The organism is Enterobacter sp. BIDMC93 (assembly GCF_001037805.1).
Classification (GTDB): Bacteria; Pseudomonadota; Gammaproteobacteria; order Enterobacterales; family Enterobacteriaceae; genus Enterobacter; species Enterobacter hormaechei_C.
The window spans coordinates 2,847,339-2,864,830 of the sequence record NZ_KQ089962.1; the positions used below are offsets into that span (position 1 = coordinate 2,847,339).

The following is a 17,492-nucleotide window of genomic DNA, read 5'->3' on the forward strand; positions in this document are numbered from 1 at the left end:
AACGCTTACCCGGCCTACAAATGCGTCCAGAGCAGGCCGGGTCGCCACCCGGCACAAACCCATTAGGACTAGCGCATGATCCGGTCGTCAACGTAGTTACGTTTGTCCGGCGCGGGCGGGAAGTACTGGTACAGCCAGGTCTCGCTGATGGCATCGCCCTGACAGCGCAGGAACAGGCGCATATCCACCGGCTCGGTGGAGTCAGAGGTTGGATACCAGTCAAACAGAATGCGATATCCGTCGAACGGCTCGACGTAGAGGATCTCCACCTGCTTCGCTTCACCGCTGGACAGGGTGATCACCGGCTCAATGCCCTTCGGTGCGGCGGCCTTCAGATCGCCTCCGACGAAGTCAATGGCAAAGCGACGGGCCCACACTTTCGGGTAATTTTCACCCGGCGCCCAGCCCTCCGGGAAGCCACCCATACCGGTACGGGTGGCGTAGACGTTTGCCAGCGGGGAACGCACCGGCGGCTGCGCGCTCCAGTAGAGACGGTATTTGAAGTCCAGCTCATCACCCGCCTGCACCGGTTTCTCTGGCTGCCAGAAGCAGACCACGTTATCGAGCGTCTCGCCGGTTGTCGGGATCTCCATCAGGGCAATGGAACCTTTCCCCCAGTTGTTGCGCGGCTCGACCCACAGGCTTGGTCGCTTGTTATACCAGCCCATGACGTCCTGGTAATGAGAGAAGTCACGGTCAAGCTGCAACAAACCAAAGCCCTTCGGGTTTTTATCCAGGTAGGCGTTAAATTGCAGCTTTTGCGGGTTGTTCAGCGGCCGGCAGATCCACTCCCCGTTACCGCGCCACATCGCCAGGCGGTCTGAATCGTGGATCTGCGGATGAATGGTGTCGCACATGCGGCGTTCGTTGTTGCCGCAGCTAAACATGCTGGTCATTGGCGAGATGCCGAGCTGCTTGATGTCTTTGCGCGCATAGAGATGGTTTTCAACGTCCATGATCACCTGGCTCTTCTCACAGTGGATCACAAACTTATAGGCACCAGTAATGCTCGGGCTGTCCAGCAGCGCATAGACGGTAAAGGTGGTATCACCCGGCTTCACGGTTTCAAACCAGAAGGAGGTGAAATCCGGGAACTCTTCCGGGGTGTCGGTAAAGGTATCCACCGCCAGACCACGCGCGGAGAGGCCGTACTGGTAGGTATCATCCACCGCGCGGAAGTAGCTCGCGCCCAGGAACGAAACGATATCGCGTCGCGCCAGCTCCGGCGCTTTAAAGACGCGGAATCCGGCGAAGCCGAGGTCGCTCTGCCCTTCAAGCTGGCGGGTATCCACGCCCGTATCGCCGTAGCTGAACAGCTCAGGCCGGAAGTGGATCTCACGCGCCTGAGAGGTGGTTTGATCCAGCGAGAACATGCGCACGCGGCGGCGGAACCCCATCCCCATATGGAAGAACTGGGCGTCCAGCTGACGGCCTTCAATGTTATTCCACAGCGACTGCTTCTCATCGTAACGGATGGCGTTGTACGCCTGCGGCGTCATGGTGGCCAGCGTTTCCGGCAGCGGACGCGGCGCACCGCCCCACGCGGTTTTCGCCAGATCGTGCGCCATGGATTGCAGAACAGAGAAGTCAAAGCGACGGCTCTGACCGTCGGCAATGTCGGAGTCAGCAGCATACGCCGCCTGGGAAAACAGAGAAGCAAGGCCAGAAGTGCCGCTCAGGGCAGCCATTGCCAGGGAACCTTTGAGAAAACGTCTGCGATTCATGCCTGAGAAAACGTCCTTATGGTCGTGTGAATGAGTTTCGCGCGCAGCGAAATGACGGCAAGAAAGAACGCACAGCCTAAACAAAAACGGTTAAGAATCCAATTGTTGGCGGGTGATTATCTGAACAAACCGAGAAATATTTTCTGTCGACCAGAACGGCCTGAAAAAGGGGTAAAGTTATGTATAAAGTGTCCCGGCTGGACATCAACAGCCGGGACCAACGAGGCGGTTATTTTACGCTGACATCGATACCCGGGAAGTACTTATCAGCCAGTTTAGCGATCGTGCCGTCGGCACGTACTTTATCAATTGCGGCATCAAGCTGCTTTTTGGTGGCCTCATCCCCCTTACGCAGCCCAAAGCCGATCCCACTGCCGAGGATGGTGTCGTCCGACACCGGTTTGCCGATAAAGCCAAACCCTTTACCCTGCGGCTTACTGAGGAAACCTGCCTGCCCGGCCGCTGACATGACCAGCGAGGCATCGATGCGGCCATTCAGCAGATCTCCCCAGGCCATATTCTGATCTTTATAAGACACCACGGTGACACCGTGCTTTTCCCAGTGCTCTTTGGCGTAAGTTTCCTGAATTGAACCCTGAAGAACGCCGATGGTTTTGCCCTTCAGCCCTTCGGGGGTAGCCTCTACCGCAGAACCGGCTTTGCCCACCAGCTGGGAGGGAATGCGATAGATGGGCTGGGTGAAATCAATGCTTTTGCGACGCTGTTCGGTGATGTTCATCGCCGAGTTTATGGCGTCGAACTTTTTCGCCACCAGACCGGGGATCAACGCATCAAACGAGGTTTCAACCCAGCTGCACTTCAGCGCGGCGGCTTTACAGATGGCATTTCCCAGCTCTACGTCAAACCCTTCCAGCTCCCCTGACGCATTGCGGCTTTCAAACGGCGGATATTCCGCTTCCAGCCCGTATCGCAACTCGGTAGCGGCAAACGACGAGAATGAACACAACAGTCCCATGCCGACAACTAACGCGCGTAATTTCATCTCAAATTCCTTAACGTGGTGTAACCCGACAAAGGGCCTGGGCACCTGCCCGTAACGTCGCCTCATCTTTCGCAAAAGAGAGACGGATTAACTTATTGTCCGTGCCATCGGCATAAAACGCCGACAGCGGAATGGTGGCAACCCCGTACTCGACAATCAGCCTTTTCACCATCTCGCTGTCGCGCTCGTCGCTAAAGCCTCTGTAATCCGCCAGCAGGAAGAACGAACCGGCACTTGGTAGCAGCCTGAACGGTGAGTCGGCGAGCAAACTTTGCAGCAGATCGCGCTTGCGCTGATAAAACGCCGCCAGTGACAGCCAGGTTTGCGGATCGGTCATGTGTTCGGCAAACGCGTACTGCATCGGCGTATCGGCCGAGAACATTAAAAATTGATGGACTTTACATATCTCATCCATCAGCTCCGCGGGTGCCACACAATAACCCACGCGCCAGCCGGTGACGTGATAGGTTTTTCCGAAAGAAGAAATAATCACGCTGCGCTCCGCCAGCTGCGGGTGCGTCGCCATTCCGTGGTGCGGTTCGCCATCAAAAACGACGTGCTCGTACACTTCGTCAGACAAAATGATGATGTCGGTGTGGCGCGTCAGCGCTGCCAGCTGGTGCAGATCGGCGGCTGAAAACACCTGTCCGCTCGGGTTGTGCGGCGTATTGACGATGATCATCCGCGTGCGCGGGGTAATAGCCGCCCGTACTTCATCCCAGTTCACAGCAAAATCCGGTACCGTCAGCTTAATGGCAATCGGCGTCGCCCCTTGCAGACGCACAATCGGCGCATAGCTGTCAAAGGAGGGCTCGAAATAGATCACCTCATCCCCAGGATGAACCAGGCCGCTGATGGCTGAGTAAAGCCCTTCGCTGGCGCTGGCGGTCACCAGTACCTCACTCGCCGGGTCATAGCGCGTGCCATAGAGCGTGGCAATTTTGTCCGCAATGCGCTCCCTGAGCGGTTGCAGCCCGGTCATGGAGGCGTACTGGTTATGCCCTGCCTCCATGGCGCGGGTCACGCCGGTGATAAGTTTTGGGTCGCAGGAAAAATTCGGCGCACCCTGAGAAAGGTTGATGGCGTTATGCCGGGCTGAAAGCTGGCCGATAACGGTAAAAATGGTGGTTCCCACATCGGGCAATTTGGATCGTGTCTGCACCGGCGTTTTCAAAGTCATCCTCTGTCCCTTCTCGTGGTGAATGCATAACTATTCAAACAACAACTTCATTGCCGGGACAATCGAATTGTTGTCATAATAGCCATAACAAAAACGCATAGCTAAGGTGAGATATGTCGCGTCGTTCATTTCCGCTCAATGCCGTAGAGACGTTCATCGTGACCGCGCGTCACCTGAATCTTACCCATGCCGCCAGGGAGCTTTGTCTGACGCAGGGGGCGGTAAGCCGCAAAATCGCTTCGCTGGAAAGCTGGTTCGGCTTCCCGCTGTTCGAGCGCCATGCGCGCGGCCTGCGTCTCTCCTCTCAGGGAAGCGCCCTGCTGCCGGAGCTGCAATCTGCGTTTGAGCACCTGCTGAACGTTGCTGAACAGGCACGAACGCACCAGACCGTTATTCGTCTGAAAGCGCCTACCTGCGCGATGCGCTGGCTGGTGCCGCGTCTGCTACAGGTGGAGCGCGAACAGCCGGAACTCCAGATTGCGCTGACCACCACCACCGATCATAACGTCAATTTCAAAACCGAATCCTGTGACGCGGCGATTGTGTTTGGGACACACATGAGCGCCGGCGATCTGCTGTTCGAAGAGGCCTTAACCCCGGTGATGAGCCCGGTACGGGCCGGTTCTGCGCTGGAAACTCTCACCTTCCTTCACCCCACGCGGGACAAAACGGACTGGACGCTGTGGCTGGCGAAACAGCCGGGTCCGCCGCCAGCTATGCTCAAAAATCAACACTTCGAAACCATGGATCTGGCCATTACCGCCGCCATTCAGGGGCTGGGCATCGCCATCGCGGATGAAACGCTGGTGGAGGAGGACGTGCGCGCCGGACGGCTGATGCGGCCTTTTGACACAAGCATAAAGACGGGGGCGAGCTACCGGCTGGTATTACGCGACGCACCCGGCCCGGAAAACGGGCTGGATGCGTTTCGCGCCTGTTTGCTCAGTCGAGGCTGACGTGGTGTTTCATCACCCGTTTGAAGAGGCTCATACGGGCACGCATGAAGCGGTTTTCAAGCCGAAAACCTGCATGTTTATTCACACCGATACGTAACAGCACGTCCCGCCCTTTCCGGCAGGCGGGCCAGCGCGTGGGCCCTGCCAGGCTATCGCGAGCCCCCGCATCCCGGGCGAAGTTCACCCAGTAGTCCGCCACCTGAGCGGCGAAGGCCAGATCGCGTTCATTTACATACTGCCGCGAGGGTTCCACCTGTCCAAGGGTATCGAACACGTAGGGCACTTCGTTGCCGTGCCAGGCGCCGTTGATGTACGTCGCGTGCTCCGCTTCGGCCACATAATCAAACCAGTATCGCCAGCACAGGCCGCCCGCCCGCTGCTGCGCCTGCATCACCACGTATCCCATGGTTGTGAAGGCCATGTCGCGGCATACCTGCCTGCCAAGTTCCTCATCGCCCTTCACGCCAGGATAAAGCAGCTTAATCAGCCCCAGGCCAAAGCGCCGCTCGCGGCGAAGCTTCTGGATCTGCCCGGCCAGATCGACCCCGAACACCGACATCACGCTGGCTTCGTCGCTGTTTGACCCAATCATCACCGGTACAGGATGCTGGCGGGCCGCGAAAAAGACGTCGAGCATGGCCTCAGGCAAAACGCAATCCCCCACGATGGGCGCAGGGGCGATATTCAGCGGCGAGGTCAGCGGCCAGAACGCCTCAGGCGGGATCGCGCGAAGCTGTTCCGCGGTGGCATTGTGCAGGCCGAAATGGGCGGCAATCGCTTCGCCTTTATGCATGGCCTGCCCGCGTGGGGTGTCGGGCAGCGTGTACCCGCTTTGCACAATGGCTTTATGGAACAGTCCTCGCGCAAGCGGAGAGGCCATCAGCGACAGCACGCTGCGCGCGCCGGCCGACTCGCCAAATACGGTGATGTTCTCAGGATCGCCGCCGAACGAGGCGATGTTATCGCGCACCCATTCCAGGGCCTGGATCTGATCGAGCAGCGCAAAGTTATGCACCACGCGCTCTTCTTCCCCCTCCAGCGCCGGATGGGCAAAAAAGCCGAGGTGTCCGAGACGGTAATTGATCGTCACCACCACCGTGCCGCGCTTCGCCAGCGCCCTGCCGTTATACGGAGGCAGCCCGCCAGCGCCGAGGGTAAATCCTCCGCCGTGCAGCCAGACCATCACCGGAAGCGGATCGGCGCGTGCGACTGGCGACCAGACGTTAAGGTACAGGCAGTCTTCAGAGAACTGGCCGGGATCGCCGCCGCCCAGCTCCTGACAGCTTTCGCTGCTCTGCCAGCTGGAGGCGGAGAACGCCGTCGCCGGACGTACGCCATCCCAGCGCGCGGGGGGACGCGGGGAGCGCCAGCGCCACTGGCCTACGGGCGGTGCCGCATAGGGAATGCCGCACCACACGTGAGTATCGCCTTCAGTAAAACCAATCAATGCGCCCTGGCGCGTTTCAACCACAGGGGCGGAGGGATTTTCCATACCAACCTTCTTTTTCCATCACACCCTTGCAGAGTAACGGTTTCAGAGCAAACCGCAACGCTGTTTGCTGCGCGCTTCCGCCTCCTCGTAAAGCGAAAACTCGTCGTACACCGCACAGCCGAGCGCGGCTTCGAAGGCATTGCGGCTGGCATTGCCGTGGCTGCGCGCCTGCGTTTCATTGCCAAGATTCGACTGGAAGATCCCCGCCGCACTGACGGGCAGAAAATCCTCGTAGGTGATGGGCTGTGCCACAACCCAGCCGCGTTCGATCAGCGGCTGCGGATCGTCGCCGGGACGAAATGCGTGGCGATGCGCCTCACCTGTCGGGGTCAGACGGTAGCGGAAATAAGCCAGCCGCTGACGGCGCAGGAACATTTCGCTGTCCGGGAAGGCGCTGAAGATCTCGCGCAGGTGAAGCTGGTGGGTCAGGTTGTCTTTGCCGGTCCCGGCCTGATTTAACAGACTGTCGTACAGCTCGCGCCCTTTCGGCGTAAGGGCCACACCGCGCTGCTCAATCTCACCGAAACGCGCGGTATGGGTGCCCTTGTGTTCTCCCGCGAAAAGCACCGGCTCCTCCAGCGCCTTAAAGCTGGTCTGGCGCAGGAGGATCGGCACCTCGCGGCGCGGCGGGCCTTCAATCAGAATTTTCGGCTCAATGCCGTACTTCGGCATTAGCTCCTGCACCCGGTCGATATCCAGCGTGCGCGGCGTGAGATGGTTTATATGACACCCCGGGAAACAGACCACGTCGGCAATCAGGCGATGTTCGTTGCTCAGCGCCAGATAGGTTTCCTGATCGACCGTCGCATGGCGATGCCAGCGGAAGGTTTCCAGGGCTTCCTGCACAAATTCGCGCGCCTGTGCCTCAGTAAAGTGTCCCTGCGCATCATGCAGGTCGATCAGTTCCAGGCAGCGCGGCGTAAAGATGTTGCGCCGGGAGAGGATCTCCGCCGCCCTTTCGCGCAGCGCAACGTTTTCAATCAGCTCAAGGCGCAGCAGCGAGGTAAAAATGCGAAACGGATTACGGCAGAGCGCCGCATCGTCTGTCGGACGAAACGCCGTCGAGTGGACGGGCACGCCCGCCTGGGAGAGATCGTAATAGCTGACCGGGTACATGCCCATAATGGCGAAGATCCGGCGCAGGGTGGAAAGCTCCTGCGCGGTGCCAACGCGGATCGCACCGTGACGTTCAACATTCAGGCGCGCCAGTTCGTCTGCGTTTGCCAGTTGTTCATGTAAAAGTGGGTTATTTTCCAGAACCGCCAGGTTAACGTCCGCCACCAGTTCCAGCAAGGTGCCGTACTGCGGAACTTCCTGCTGGTACATCGCCGACATAGCCTGCGAAAAGTGTTCCCGAATATCATCAGCCGTGATGGTGTTCGCCATGATGTCATGCCTCCAGTGAATACTACCTGGAGTGTAGAGAAGCCCGTTCCTTTCGTTGGGAAGAATTTACGAATTGTGATCCAGGCAGACCAGTGGTCAAAGCGTGGGCATTTTCGAAAAACGGTTGTAACTCAAATAGATCAAATGTTAAAAATATTTTGCTATCAGGTTATCAAATTCAAACATCTTAACTTGTCACCCGCGTCGCTCTGTTTTTAACATCGCCTATGGAAAAAAATGGTCTGTTCAGTCAGCGCATACGCTTGCGCCATTTGCATACTTTTGTGGCCGTCGCTCAACAGGGAACGCTGGGGCGAGCGGCTGAAACCCTTAACCTCAGTCAGCCTGCACTATCCAAAACGCTGAACGAACTGGAACAGCTTACCGGAACCCGCCTGTTCGATCGCGGCCGTCTGGGGGCTCAGCTTACGCTCGTGGGTGAGCAGTTCCTGACGCATGCCGTTAAAGTTCTCGATGCCCTCAATACCGCCGGTCAGGCGTTAAACCGTAAAGAGGAACCGGCCAGCGACATCGTGCGCGTGGGCGCGCTGCCAACGGCGGCGCTGGGCATACTGCCTGCGGCGATCGGCCAGTTCCACCGTCAGCAAAAGCACGCCACGCTTCAGGTCGCGACCATGAATAACACCATGCTGCTGGCGGGCCTGAAGTCAGGCGAGCTGGATCTGGGCATTGGGCGGATGTCCGATCCGGAACTGATGAGTGGCCTGAATTACGAGCTGCTGTTCCTGGAATCGCTGAAGCTGGTCGTGCGTCCGAATCATCCCCTGTTGCAGGACACCGTGACCCTGAGCCGCGTGATGGAGTGGCCGGTGGTGGTCTCACCAAAAGGAACCGTTCCGCGTCAGAATGCGGAAGCGTTGCTGCAAATGCAGGGCTGCACCCTGCCTTCCGGGTGTATTGAAACGCTCTCGGCGTCGCTGTCGCGCCAGCTTACGGTGGATTACGACTACGTGTGGTTTGTGCCGTCCGGCGCGGTGAAGGACGATCTGCGACGCGGTGTGCTTACGGCGCTGCCGGTAACATCGCCCGGCGCGGGAGAACCGATTGGGATCCTGACGCGGGTAGATGCCCCGCTCTCTGAAGGCGCCCAAACGCTGTTAAGCGCCATTCGTAAATCAATGCCTCTCTGACCCTAAACGCAGAACCCGCCGCGAGGGCGGGTCTGTCTTACTCAGAACGTTTCCCAGTTATCACCTGAGACGGCCGCCGCCGGGGTTAAAGGCGCGGATTTCGCTGCGGTTGCAGGGGCTGTAGTCCGTCCAGCCCCTGCCCCGATGAGACGAAACGCGCCAACAGCCTCCGTCAGACGTGCGCCCTGCTCTTCCAGCGAGGCCGCCGCCGCAGAAGCTTCTTCCACCAGCGAGGCATTCTGCTGCGTCACCTTGTCCATCTCGGAAATCGCCTGGCTCACCTGAACAATGCCGCGGCTCTGCTCATCGGACGCCGCTGCAATCTCCAGCATAATATCGGTGACGCGTTTAACCGCCTCGACGATCTCATTCATGGTATTGCCCGCCGCAACCACTTCCCCGGAACCCTGATCGATAAGCGACACAGATTCATTAATCAGGCTTTCAATCTCTTTCGCCGCATTCGCGCTGCGGCTTGCCAGGGTGCGGACTTCACTCGCCACGACCGCAAAGCCGCGTCCCTGTTCACCCGCACGCGCCGCCTCGACCGCCGCGTTGAGCGCCAGAATATTGGTCTGGAACGCGATACTGTTAATCACGGCGGTAATTTCAGAGATCTTCTTCGAGCTGGTGGAAATATTACCCATGGTTTTCACCACGCCGGAGACCATCTGCCCCCCGCGGCTGGCCTTACCGGAGGCATCTTCTGCCAGTTTACTCGCATGATGCGCGTTATCGGCGTTCTGTTTCACCGTCGCGGTGAGCTGCTCCATGCTGGCCGCCGTCTGTTCAATCGCCGCCGCCTGCTGCTCGGTACGGGAAGAGAGATCGGTGTTACCCGCGGAGATCTCGCTGGTTCCACGATAGATCTCCTCCGCCCCTTGCCGCACGGTGCCCACGGTTGTCACCAGCGCGTGCTGCATCGTTTGCAGATCGCGCGTCAGGCGGCCAATTTCGCTGCGTCCGGTCGGTTCGTCCGGCATGGTCAAATCGCCTTTTGCGATATTTTCGATACGCGTAGCGGCTCGCTGGAGCGGGTTTATCACCGTACGGCGCAGCACCACAAAGGTGATCACCGCCAGCGCCAGCGCCAGGCCAAACGCGCCGAACATAAACATCAGCCCCAGCCGGGTGCGGGTGTGAGCCTGTGCCGTCAGCGCGTTGGCGCGTTCGGTGCGGATTTTTATCGCCTTCAGCAGCACCGCGTTATAGGCATCGTCCAGCGGACGCGCGGTCTCATTTTCGTGGTTAATAATGGCTTCAAACATGCCATTTTTGGCATATTTCAGCATCGGCTGCATACCGGCGATGTAGGCGTCATAGCGGGCTTTCAGATCGCCATCCAGCGCTTCATCAGCCGGGGTGCGAACGGTGCGCTTCATATAGGCGGCAAATCCATCCTGCGACTGCCTGATGCGGATCTCAGCCTCAGCGATGTTTTGTTTCATCGCCTCCATCTCCGCGATACGGCTCGCCGCCCCCGCGTGGATCATGTTGATACGGGCGGTACGTAAATGGTTGGAACTGTTTGACAGACCGGTGCGCACCTGGATTTCTGCCGTGACATCCTGCTGATCGTTATCGGCCTGGAGCAGGAAATAGCCTGCCAGACCCGAGCTCAATGCAAACAGGAGAATAATGCCACCGAGAATGGAGGAAAACAGCGGAACCAGCCGGATGTGATGCAAGAAACTCAGCTTAGGCTGCGCCTGCATCGATGTTGTGTTGTCCATGACCGTCGACTCTCTTATAGGTAAGATGCGTAATAACACGCCTGTAAAAGAGTCATCGGCACGCCAGGGAATTAAATTACGTCTAAAAGCGCCGGACAGGTCACACTTTAGAGAAGATCAGGGAAGAAATGCCAGCGGAAAAAACCGCTGGCAGAATAATCAGTTGTCGCCGAAATGGATAACAGTGCGAATGGATTTTCCTTCGTGCATCAGATCGAAGGCTTCGTTGATCTGCTCCAGCGGCAGGCGGTGCGTAATGAACGGATCAAGCTGAATTTTACCGACCATCGCATCTTCAACCATGCCCGGCAGCTGAGTACGGCCTTTCACGCCGCCAAATGCTGACCCGCGCCATACGCGCCCTGTCACCAGCTGGAAGGGACGGGTTTTGATCTCCTGACCCGCGCCGGCCACACCGATAATGATGCTCTCGCCCCAGCCTTTGTGGCAGCACTCCAGCGCTGAGCGCATTACGTTGACGTTGCCGATACATTCGAAGCTAAAGTCCACGCCGCCATCGGTCAGCTCAACGATCACGTCCTGAACCGGTTTGTCGTAGTCTTTCGGGTTGATAAAGTCGGTCGCCCCCATCTCACCTGCGAGCTTAAATTTCTCCGGGTTGGTGTCCACAGCAATGATACGCCCAGCTTTCGCCTGTACCGCGCCCTGGATAACCGCCAGACCGATCCCGCCCAGGCCGAACACCGCCACGGTGTCCCCCTCTTTCACTTTCGCCGTGTTATGCACCGCGCCGATACCGGTGGTGACACCGCAGCCGAGCAGACAGACTTTATCCAGCGGGGCCTGCGGATTCACTTTCGCCAGTGAGATCTCGGCGCACACCGTGTATTCGCTGAAGGTGCTGGTACCCATGTAGTGATAAATGGGCTCGCCGTTATAGGAGAAACGGGTGGTGCCGTCCGGCATAAGTCCTTTGCCCTGCGTGGCGCGCACGGCCTGGCAGAGGTTAGTTTTGCCGGATTTGCAGAACTTACACTCGCCGCACTCTGCGGTGTAGAGCGGGATCACATGGTCGCCGGGCTTCAGGCTGGTGACGCCTTCACCCACTTCCACCACCACACCGCCCCCTTCGTGGCCGAGCACCGCCGGGAATATGCCTTCCGGATCGTCACCGGACAGGGTAAACGCATCGGTATGGCAAACGCCGGTGTGGGTAATTTTGATCAGCACTTCGCCTTTCTTCGGCGGAGCAACATCAATTTCAACGATTTTCAGCGGCTGGCCTGGGCCGAACGCGACAGCTGCGCGAGATTTCATGATGTCTTTCCCTTGTTGTGAGGTGTGTGGGTTTATTTTAGATAAGAGCGCAGTAAATGGCCGACTTCCGCCATCCGCACTGCCCGCTGATCCGGGGTGGTCTCCCCCGTCACCAGCTCATCTTTGAGGTGAATTTCGACCATTTCCCCCATCAGACCATTGGCAGCGCCGCGCACGGCGGCAATTTGCTGCAAAATGGCGAGACAGGGATCGCCCGATTCCAGGGCGCGTTCAAGGGCATCAACCTGGCCCCGAATGCGGCGGACGCGGGTCATAATACGTTTTTTATCTTCGGGTGAATGCGGCATACGCCCTCCTGATACTATAGGGGGGTATTGTATCTGTTAATACGATTTTATGTAAACATGAAGTTTAGTGTGGGTTTTAAGTAGAGCCGTAGGTAATGTGAAAAATCAGCGTCTGGAGTTAATATTGGTGACTCGCTGATATACCAGAAGTGGGCAATCAGGTGCGTCATGAGCGAAAAGTAGATTGGATAAATCCATGGCAGACATGCACTGTCCCTTTAAAATTAACGTGTTGGTTGTTCTTGTTATTAAGTGTAATGCAAGTGTGGTACAGATGAAGTCATACAACGTCATTCTCCCTTAAAAATCCTACTTTTAAAGACTTGTGCAAGCACACTACCCCCCACTAAAGAATGTAGGTGTCATAAGAATACGAAAAAGAATAGACTAATACATGTTGGATATATTTATCTTTGATAACATTTAGCCTGCAGTAAAAAAATAAGTCGGATACAGCATGTTCGGACAGAAAACATTGCTGAAACTGGTTCGGATCCGGTTTATCTAATAGAATTTCTATACACTTTGATAAATATTACTATCACAATTGGGTTTTACAAATTGAATTCGGATCACAACGCTTCATCATTAAGGAATGACTAAGTATGAAAAGAATTGTTCTCGCCTCTTTGGTTTTAGCTTTTTCGTTATCTGCTAACGCAAATCAATTAAGCATTGATGACCAAATTAATAATGCTTGTGCTAAGGCCTTAAGCGGTGACAAAGAACCTTTGGGTAACTTTCCACCAGATAGTTTTGCTGCAACAGTCAGTCCGAAAGTTAAAGATGCTTACAACGAAGTTTTAAAATCTCGGTCCTCTATTGTAAACGATCAGAGTTTACAGAATGCAACCAGTTGCGGCAACCTTGTTAGAGGTAAACTGAAATCAAAAGGTGAGTACACAGAAGAAAAATAATTGCCAGGGTGGAGAAACAGCATTTTTTGTGGAACTGAACGCTTTCTCTATCAGAGTTCGTTCTTAAAAAAACATCGACAAGATAGTTCCGCAGCTGTGTTTTCCACCTCTCACTGGTCACTCAATACCCTAACATCCCATTGCCTGAAGGCACCCTCCGTAATGACAGCGCCCGCCTAAACAGCACAGACGAGGCTGACGATATTTACGCTTTCGTCTCGTCGTGACCAACCCTATTTAGCTCAAAATGTTAAAAATCCGCACTTATATGGCACAATGTGAACAGAAATAACATTCTCGTCACCTAACATATTCGCTACAAACAAAATGGTGGTGTTAATGATTGTACTAAAGAGCTTTTTATTCTTCGTTGGCGCAGCGGCCGCTTGCGCACTTATCGTACTGTGTCTTTGGGTTGATATGCGGTTTGTCGGCCATGATATTCCGGAATTATCACTGACCGAAATTATGCAGGAAACGGTATTAGCGACTATTGTCTTTCTCCATTTTCGTCTGGCGAAAATGGACGAATCCATGCGTTACTGTAATATTCTGGTGGGCGGATTTTTCCTGACAATGCTAATTCGTGAACTGGACGCGCTTTTTGATCTCATTTCTCATGGGAGTTGGGTGTGGTTCGCGCTGATTACGGCTCTGCTGGCGTTAATTCGCCCCGTTATGCATTTTCGCGCTACCCTGGTACAGCTGGCAAAATATACCCAATCCCCCTGGTACGGCATTCTGTTGAGCGGCCTGCTGGCTGTACTGGTCTTCTCCCGCCTCTTTGGAATGCAGGTGCTGTGGCACGACATCCTGGAGCATGGCTATATGCGTGTCGTGAAAAACGCCGTGGAGGAAGGTTCGGAATCATTCGGCTATATGCTGTGCCTGGCCGCATCCCTTGGCTATTACGTTACCTTTCACACTCACGCACGGCAGAAACAGTCTCTTCGCGCTGCGTAGAGAAAGATGGCGAGGGAAATATTTATCAACGACATTTTTTGGACGTTATGGTGGTCATGTAAGAAAGACATGTCCTAAAAAGGGGCAATCTGCCGTCGAATTCAGCGAATTCTCGCTCACTGCTGCAATCAGCGTCTATTCTTAGACTACCAACAAAAGGAGGCTGGAATGTCTGATTTCGACACTGATAAAAATGCACAGTACGCTGGCGATAAAGCCAAAAACAAACTTGATGAATTATCCGGCTCTGCGCAGCAGCAGTTTGGTGAATTCGTTGATTCCCCTAAACACCAGGTGAAAGGTGCAGCGAAAAAATATGCTGCCCAGGCCAGTGATGCCGTCTCGGATGTCACTGAAGCCGTCAGAAACAATCCCTTAACGGGCTTAATCGCTGCGGGTGCGGTAGGTATCGTTCTGGGACTTCTGCTGGGACGTAAATAATTTCAGGCCCTTCGGGGCCTTTCCTTTTCCCCTCTTTCCTGCTCTTTCCCCCCCTATTGTTGATAGTTTTCCTGACAAAAACACGATCCATGTGAAAAGTTGTACAATTTTAATGTACAGATTTGATCGAATAGTATAAATTCAATGCCACTGATGTTACAAAATTGTTTGTTAACGGTGGAAAATTATGCGTCGCAACCATGCTCCCTCTACAGCAGAAAGCGCTATCACCTTGTATTTTAACAAGGATAATGTCCCAACACAGCAGGAAACCCTTGGTGCTATCGTCAGTGAGATCATCAAAGAAAATGTACAACTGAGCAGAATGACAATCTGTACAAAGCTGTTGCGCAGAATTGAAGAGTCAACGTCTGACGTTGAGAAAGCGCACTATAACGGTCTGATAGCCCTCTTCTTCGAGCGTTAACCTGAACACTGTTTTTTTAACTTACTAAGTTAGTCATGCTGAGTGAGAATAGAGCTCCTGAATGCGATGACTAACCCCATGCTACAGCCTCCTGCGTGTAGCAGAGTGAGATTGAAGCTATGCATAGAACTAAATTTGAACGACTTAAGGATGACCTTATCGGTGAGGCCGTATTATCCATACTGAAAGAGAACGGACCTATTACCTTTGTGTCTCTTGCTAATCGCCTGCGGGCGATGGCTAATGTTGAATCAAATGATGAACGTAAAAATGCATTGATTGCCGCTGAAGATGAAGTGCGCCAGCGTGTAACCGGCGTCTCGCACGACCGGGGAAGAGTGATGGGCGATTATGAAATTGGGCGCATGCGCTCTCTCTTTACTCACAACACGCTTCTGACCCCAGACAAGAAACACTAATTTTAACCGAAACGGTGACCACCATGAGTAAAGCGATTATGCAGCAGACGTATAATTTTGAAGCCCTGCACGATAAAGAACTGGCGGAACATTTTCTTAATGCTGGAAAGCATCTCAGTGGTGAGGTTGAAGTGTTGGGCTCGGCAATACGCTGTATTATGCTGACCGGTGACAATCTCTCAAATAAAGAGATTATCCTGCAACTGATTCACGCCCTCGAAATTACCGAGGAGCCCGAAGCCTGCGATGTCATTCGAAACACGCTTGAAATTGTTGTCGGTTTTACGCGCGATGATATCTGATAACAGATTATTGCCCTGGTGAGTGACTGTTTTTGCTGGTGGTCGAAGAGTTAAGTCTGTCGTACCACCAGTATAGTGAAGCCATTAACTAAATAGCCGTACCATTCGATCCAGCTCATCTTCTTTAACCGCCCGGGAAAGATAATATCCCTGGAAGCGCTTAACCCCTAATGCGACAAGTTTTTCAAATTTTTCTTCGCTATCGACGCCTTCCGCAACGCATTCCCTTCCCGTCATGTCGCTGTATATCTGTATCGCTTTAATAATGCTATTGTCATTGTCGTTAGCAACAAAGTGCTCAACTATATCACGGTCAAGCTTCAGTCCATCAACATTAATCTGTCGGATGGGTAACATAGCGTAATTTCTGGAAAAGCAATCATCCAGAAACAGCCGGCATCCCTCGGCGCGTAAACGCTGGAGAGTGACAGGAATATTTGGATCCTTTGTTACATCAATGGTTTCAGCTAATTCGAAGACAAGTTTCCCGGCCCACTGCGGTTTCAGTAACATTTCAACGGCTTTTTTCGCCATTCCCGGCAGCGCGTTCCCAGCAGCCAGTTGAGGAGGAATATTAACCGAAAAATAATATTTTCCATTGTATCTGTTGATACCTGATACGGCCGCGTGAATGACTAACGCCGTCAGCTTGAGCCAAATTTCGCCATTTTTTATCCCATCCAGAAATTGGCCTGGTTTCAGGACCTGACCGTTTTTATGCCAGCGCAGCAGAATTTCAAAGCCTACTCCTTTTTTATCGCTATCGGTAATAATTTGATAAGCCGCAAAGATTTCCCGCTTATGTAACGCCTGCAATATATTTATTTCTGCTTCCGAAAACCCCTGCGCTTTGTTCTTTACTGCACAGACCTCATCCCTTAAGACACGTGCATCGCTAAACCACACTCTGATAAGATATAATTTACTCAACCCCACTTTCCGATGGGTATAAATGGTTTTATCTGACAACCCTAACCTCGCTGACTGCTCTTTTATCGAAATACCCCGATAAAAATTCAGCAATACGGTTAACTCACGTTTTGTTAAACCATGCAGGCTTTCCTTACCTTCCTTCTCAGGTCCTTCACGCAATAAACGTGACGAATCGGCATGCACATCAGAAATACTCTCTACACAATTCATTACCTCTGAAATATTCGCCACCCTGATCCTCGACAACGATCTGGTATTATTAACGAGACTTTTCAGCGTGGCATAAAGCCACCTTTCTGGTATTGCACCATACAGGGTCACGCTACAAATAACCGGCAGTGCATTCAGAACCGAGACCAACCGTTTCAGGCTTTCAAGAAAGGCAGTCACGTCGCGACCAAGAAAAACAGAAATCTCAGGCTGTTGATTTTGCATCATTTTTTGCACATCACCTGAGCAAACTTCATCATCTTCAAAATGGAGCCGCGTGACGTTTACGCCACGAGACTTGAGAAGCAGGCTATACCCCTCGAAGGTGAAACCGCAGGCTGAAATAACGAATCGTTGCTTGTAGCATGTACTTTGCATAAAAGGTAAATTTTGAGACATAACCTGCTCCTGAGAATGTAAATATCATTCCCAAATGTGATTAAAGCCAATATTCTTTGTCGCATTGAATAATTTTACCGCACCCCATTTGGTTAATAAACCGTTATCAATGTTATGCGCGGGAACATCTTTGCGTTAATCAACCCACTCATCCATATGCAGTATAAATATTACTTTCTTTTCATATAACGACAGTAAATATGCACTTCACAAGGTATAATGAAAATTCCGAAAAAGAAGACCGGACACTTCATCTTATCGGCCCAGACA

17 protein-coding genes are annotated in these 17,492 nt (G+C 53.9%); 8 read left to right on the forward strand and 9 right to left on the reverse strand.

Annotated features, from left to right (window positions below):
- Positions 1-68: 68 nt before the first annotated feature.
- From SK58_RS13350 to SK58_RS13360, 3 genes are all read right to left on the reverse strand, one after another.
- On the reverse strand, positions 69-1,724 hold the full coding sequence (locus SK58_RS13350; RefSeq protein ID WP_017384001.1) for a glucan biosynthesis protein D: 1,656 nt from the start codon (positions 1,722-1,724) through the stop codon (positions 69-71).
- Positions 1,725-1,953: 229 nt separating this feature from the next.
- Entirely contained in the window at positions 1,954-2,727 is a 774-nt protein-coding gene (locus SK58_RS13355; protein WP_003857237.1) for an ABC transporter substrate-binding protein, read from the reverse strand.
- Positions 2,728-2,737: 10 nt separating this feature from the next.
- Positions 2,738-3,907 (reverse strand): pyridoxal phosphate-dependent aminotransferase, encoded by a 1,170-nt coding sequence (locus tag SK58_RS13360; RefSeq protein WP_048220068.1) that lies wholly within the window; start codon positions 3,905-3,907, stop codon positions 2,738-2,740.
- Positions 3,908-4,020: 113 nt separating this feature from the next.
- On the opposite strand from SK58_RS13360, the gene SK58_RS13365 reads away from it, so the two are divergent.
- Positions 4,021-4,863 (forward strand): LysR family transcriptional regulator, encoded by an 843-nt coding sequence (locus SK58_RS13365; RefSeq protein WP_015570561.1) that lies wholly within the window; start codon positions 4,021-4,023, stop codon positions 4,861-4,863.
- On the opposite strand, the gene SK58_RS13370 is transcribed toward SK58_RS13365, so the two are convergent.
- Positions 4,850-6,355 (reverse strand): carboxylesterase/lipase family protein, encoded by a 1,506-nt coding sequence (locus SK58_RS13370; RefSeq protein ID WP_048220069.1) that lies wholly within the window; start codon positions 6,353-6,355, stop codon positions 4,850-4,852. The genes SK58_RS13365 and SK58_RS13370 overlap by 14 nt on opposite strands.
- A gap of 42 nt (positions 6,356-6,397) precedes the next feature.
- Positions 6,398-7,741, reverse strand: coding sequence for a 2-oxoadipate dioxygenase/decarboxylase HglS (locus SK58_RS13375; protein ID WP_017384005.1), 1,344 nt, complete (start codon positions 7,739-7,741; stop codon positions 6,398-6,400).
- 227 nt (positions 7,742-7,968) lie between these two features.
- On the opposite strand from SK58_RS13375, the gene SK58_RS13380 reads away from it, so the two are divergent.
- A complete protein-coding gene (locus SK58_RS13380) occupies positions 7,969-8,892 on the forward strand; it encodes a LysR substrate-binding domain-containing protein (RefSeq protein WP_003857247.1) in 924 nt (307 codons plus the stop codon).
- A 41-nt stretch (positions 8,893-8,933) separates the two neighbouring features.
- Here the strand turns inward: SK58_RS13380 and SK58_RS13385 are convergent, their stop codons facing one another.
- From SK58_RS13385 to SK58_RS13395, 3 genes are all read right to left on the reverse strand, one after another.
- Positions 8,934-10,625 carry a methyl-accepting chemotaxis protein gene (locus tag SK58_RS13385; protein ID WP_032648265.1) on the reverse strand — a complete coding sequence of 564 codons (1,692 nt, stop codon included), beginning with the start codon at positions 10,623-10,625 and terminating at the stop codon, positions 8,934-8,936.
- 159 nt (positions 10,626-10,784) lie between these two features.
- The gene (locus SK58_RS13390) at positions 10,785-11,903 is read right to left on the reverse strand and encodes an S-(hydroxymethyl)glutathione dehydrogenase/class III alcohol dehydrogenase (protein ID WP_047741297.1); all 1,119 of its coding nucleotides are present in this window, start codon (positions 11,901-11,903) and stop codon (positions 10,785-10,787) included.
- Between the two features lie 32 nt (positions 11,904-11,935).
- Complete coding sequence (locus SK58_RS13395) at positions 11,936-12,211, reverse strand: metal/formaldehyde-sensitive transcriptional repressor (protein ID WP_032104106.1); 276 nt, start codon at positions 12,209-12,211, stop codon at positions 11,936-11,938.
- A 605-nt stretch (positions 12,212-12,816) separates the two neighbouring features.
- On the opposite strand from SK58_RS13395, the gene SK58_RS22390 reads away from it, so the two are divergent.
- The 6 genes from SK58_RS22390 to SK58_RS13420 all read left to right on the forward strand — a co-directional run bounded on the left by SK58_RS22390 (position 12,817) and on the right by SK58_RS13420 (position 15,680).
- Positions 12,817-13,128, forward strand: a complete 312-nt coding sequence (locus SK58_RS22390) for a hypothetical protein (protein WP_075262150.1) — start codon at positions 12,817-12,819, stop codon at positions 13,126-13,128.
- Positions 13,129-13,467: 339 nt separating this feature from the next.
- On the forward strand, positions 13,468-14,091 hold the full coding sequence (locus SK58_RS13400; protein ID WP_048220070.1) for a hypothetical protein: 624 nt from the start codon (positions 13,468-13,470) through the stop codon (positions 14,089-14,091).
- A gap of 168 nt (positions 14,092-14,259) precedes the next feature.
- A complete protein-coding gene (locus SK58_RS13405) occupies positions 14,260-14,532 on the forward strand; it encodes an ElaB/YgaM/YqjD family protein (protein ID WP_003857263.1) in 273 nt (90 codons plus the stop codon).
- A 187-nt stretch (positions 14,533-14,719) separates the two neighbouring features.
- Positions 14,720-14,959 (forward strand): regulatory protein YcgZ, encoded by a 240-nt coding sequence (gene ycgZ / locus SK58_RS13410; protein WP_003857265.1) that lies wholly within the window; start codon positions 14,720-14,722, stop codon positions 14,957-14,959.
- Positions 14,960-15,078: 119 nt separating this feature from the next.
- Positions 15,079-15,378, forward strand: coding sequence for a hypothetical protein (locus SK58_RS13415; RefSeq protein ID WP_017693452.1), 300 nt, complete (start codon positions 15,079-15,081; stop codon positions 15,376-15,378).
- 23 nt (positions 15,379-15,401) lie between these two features.
- Positions 15,402-15,680 carry a biofilm development regulator YmgB/AriR family protein gene (locus SK58_RS13420; RefSeq protein ID WP_017384011.1) on the forward strand — a complete coding sequence of 93 codons (279 nt, stop codon included), beginning with the start codon at positions 15,402-15,404 and terminating at the stop codon, positions 15,678-15,680.
- A gap of 84 nt (positions 15,681-15,764) precedes the next feature.
- Here the strand turns inward: SK58_RS13420 and SK58_RS13425 are convergent, their stop codons facing one another.
- Positions 15,765-17,222 carry an EAL domain-containing protein gene (locus SK58_RS13425; RefSeq protein ID WP_048220071.1) on the reverse strand — a complete coding sequence of 486 codons (1,458 nt, stop codon included), beginning with the start codon at positions 17,220-17,222 and terminating at the stop codon, positions 15,765-15,767.
- Between the last annotated feature and the right edge of the window lie 270 nt (positions 17,223-17,492).

What these genes read in the sequence shown, in the direction of transcription:
- SK58_RS13350 (WP_017384001.1), bottom strand. Translation starts at nt 1,724, where the DNA reads ATGAATCGCAGACGTTTTCTCAAAGGTTCCCTGGCAATGGCTGCCCTG.
- SK58_RS13355 (WP_003857237.1), bottom strand. Translation starts at nt 2,727, where the DNA reads ATGAAATTACGCGCGTTAGTTGTCGGCATGGGACTGTTGTGTTCATTC.
- SK58_RS13360 (WP_048220068.1), bottom strand. Translation starts at nt 3,907, where the DNA reads ATGACTTTGAAAACGCCGGTGCAGACACGATCCAAATTGCCCGATGTG.
- SK58_RS13365 (WP_015570561.1), top strand. Translation starts at nt 4,021, where the DNA reads ATGTCGCGTCGTTCATTTCCGCTCAATGCCGTAGAGACGTTCATCGTG.
- SK58_RS13370 (WP_048220069.1), bottom strand. Translation starts at nt 6,355, where the DNA reads ATGGAAAATCCCTCCGCCCCTGTGGTTGAAACGCGCCAGGGCGCATTG.
- SK58_RS13375 (WP_017384005.1), bottom strand. Translation starts at nt 7,741, where the DNA reads ATGGCGAACACCATCACGGCTGATGATATTCGGGAACACTTTTCGCAG.
- SK58_RS13380 (WP_003857247.1), top strand. Translation starts at nt 7,969, where the DNA reads ATGGAAAAAAATGGTCTGTTCAGTCAGCGCATACGCTTGCGCCATTTG.
- SK58_RS13385 (WP_032648265.1), bottom strand. Translation starts at nt 10,625, where the DNA reads ATGGACAACACAACATCGATGCAGGCGCAGCCTAAGCTGAGTTTCTTG.
- SK58_RS13390 (WP_047741297.1), bottom strand. Translation starts at nt 11,903, where the DNA reads ATGAAATCTCGCGCAGCTGTCGCGTTCGGCCCAGGCCAGCCGCTGAAA.
- SK58_RS13395 (WP_032104106.1), bottom strand. Translation starts at nt 12,211, where the DNA reads ATGCCGCATTCACCCGAAGATAAAAAACGTATTATGACCCGCGTCCGC.
- SK58_RS22390 (WP_075262150.1), top strand. Translation starts at nt 12,817, where the DNA reads ATGAAAAGAATTGTTCTCGCCTCTTTGGTTTTAGCTTTTTCGTTATCT.
- SK58_RS13400 (WP_048220070.1), top strand. Translation starts at nt 13,468, where the DNA reads ATGATTGTACTAAAGAGCTTTTTATTCTTCGTTGGCGCAGCGGCCGCT.
- SK58_RS13405 (WP_003857263.1), top strand. Translation starts at nt 14,260, where the DNA reads ATGTCTGATTTCGACACTGATAAAAATGCACAGTACGCTGGCGATAAA.
- ycgZ (WP_003857265.1), top strand. Translation starts at nt 14,720, where the DNA reads ATGCGTCGCAACCATGCTCCCTCTACAGCAGAAAGCGCTATCACCTTG.
- SK58_RS13415 (WP_017693452.1), top strand. Translation starts at nt 15,079, where the DNA reads ATGCATAGAACTAAATTTGAACGACTTAAGGATGACCTTATCGGTGAG.
- SK58_RS13420 (WP_017384011.1), top strand. Translation starts at nt 15,402, where the DNA reads ATGAGTAAAGCGATTATGCAGCAGACGTATAATTTTGAAGCCCTGCAC.
- SK58_RS13425 (WP_048220071.1), bottom strand. Translation starts at nt 17,222, where the DNA reads ATGTCTCAAAATTTACCTTTTATGCAAAGTACATGCTACAAGCAACGA.